Source organism: Marinitoga sp. 1197 (assembly GCF_001021165.1).
Classification (GTDB): Bacteria; Thermotogota; Thermotogae; order Petrotogales; family Petrotogaceae; genus Marinitoga.
Genome location: NZ_AZAY01000038.1, coordinates 1 through 1,143, shown reverse-complemented (window position 1 = coordinate 1,143; position 1,143 = coordinate 1). Strand labels below are relative to the sequence as shown.

General features: G+C 25.9%; 2 protein-coding genes. Both read right to left on the bottom strand.

Annotated features, from left to right (window positions below):
- Window positions 1–481: DDE-type integrase/transposase/recombinase (locus X275_RS09000; RefSeq protein ID WP_197072640.1), on the bottom strand; the 481-nt coding region annotated here is incomplete at its 3' end.
- Window positions 482–651: 170 nt separating this feature from the next.
- Complete coding sequence (locus X275_RS08995; RefSeq protein ID WP_047268499.1) at window positions 652–1,062, bottom strand: transposase; 411 nt, start codon at window positions 1,060–1,062, stop codon at window positions 652–654.
- Window positions 1,063–1,143: the final 81 nt, after the last annotated feature.

Below are 1,143 nucleotides of genomic sequence, written 5' to 3'. Positions count from 1 at the left end.
CATTATCAGTTCTAATAATTAAATTTTGAGGTATAGCATTTCTAAATTTAATAGCCTGCTTAACAGTATTGATAAAATCTTTAGCTTTAATAGAATTACCAATATAAACACCAACAATTGACCTATCAAAAGAATCAATAATACTTAGAATACAAACAAACCCATTAGTTTTAGTAAAAACAAATTTAATATCAGCTTCCCAATACTGATTAGGGCCGGTAATATCATGATTTTTAGGTCTTTTTTTAGGATGTTTTGAATGACGATGATAATTTCGAGTTAAATTAAGTTCTTTTCTTAATCTATGAATTTTTTTGTGATTAATAATAATACCGTATTTTTGTTTAAATACAACTGCAAGTTTCTTAGACCCCAGAGTTTTGTAAAAAAACTCTGGGTTAGAAGGATCATCAATTGATAACAAATCAACAAGTAGTTTTTTAATATGATCATCATAAACCTTTTCACCTTTAGTATTCAAAGAATAACCTTTAAAATATTTATTTTTCCTATTATAACGATTAACAGTAAAAAACAATCTTGATTTAAAATAGAAGGTGTTACGTTTAATCTTATAACGATTAAGCATATAATTTAAAGAAACACCAAAGTTAGTATATTTATTAATAAGCAGTAAATCTCCAATAAAAGTTACTTTCTTTGTTGTTGTCGTTTTTTTTTCAAAAAATTAATTTCATCTTCTTGCATTTTAATAAGAAGTTCTTTTTCAAGAAGAAGACGCTCATAATATTTAAGTTTTTTCTCTAAAGCAGCAGAATCATTAGTATTATTTGAATTAGACCTAATAATACCAGCAGATTCGTAAATAATTGGAGGAACTTTAGAAATATCAGAAATCATAGAACTAGAACGACCTTTTTTAGAATGAAACACATTATCGTCATAATTAGAATCTTTATATTTTTTAACCCATCTTGCAAAAACAGAATCTGGAATAGAATACTTTTCACAAATATCTCTTTGAGTTAATGAATCATCAGAAAGATATTCTTTAACGACGGACAACTTAAATTCTGGTTCATAATTAGTTCGTTTTCTCATTAAAAAACACCCCTTTCTTTTTTTCAATTTTATGATATCACTTTCTTATTTTTTGTCCAAATCTTGTAAGGGGTGAATACG